Below are 399 nucleotides of genomic sequence, written 5' to 3'. Positions count from 1 at the left end.
AGTTGTTCACATACTGCAATTAAAGCCCGTGCTGAGTTGTATGCTCAGCTGCGGGCTTTTTTTTCTGCACGTAATGTTCTCGAAGTCGACACGCCGTTGATGAGTGTTTCAGGGTCAACGGACCCACATCTTGCAAGTTATCGTGCTTCAGGCAATCAAGATGCGCATCAATCCTTAAACTTTTTTCTTCAAACCTCTCCAGAGTTTGCGATGAAGCGTCTACTCGCAAGCGGTTTAGGCGATATCTATCAGCTTTGTAAAAGTTTTCGTGAAGCCGAGCAGGGGGGTAGGCATAACCCCGAATTCACAATGCTTGAGTGGTATCGAGTAGGGTTCAGTTTGACTGAATTAATGGAAGAAATCGCAGATCTCGTTTGTGAGCAGTTGAGCCTTGAGCGA

The 399-nt window shown here is 46.1% G+C and carries 1 protein-coding gene; it reads left to right on the top strand.

What is annotated here, in order from left to right; translation table 11 throughout:
* Window positions 1–18: 18 nt before the first annotated feature.
* Window positions 19–399, top strand: a 381-nt coding sequence (locus A3738_RS10580; RefSeq protein WP_304440097.1) for an amino acid--tRNA ligase-related protein, incomplete at its 3' end; no start/stop codon positions are given.

Source organism: Oleiphilus sp. HI0066, assembly GCF_001635725.1.
The sequence above is the reverse complement of the archived record's forward strand: the minus strand, read 5'-3'. Positions and strand labels throughout refer to the sequence as shown.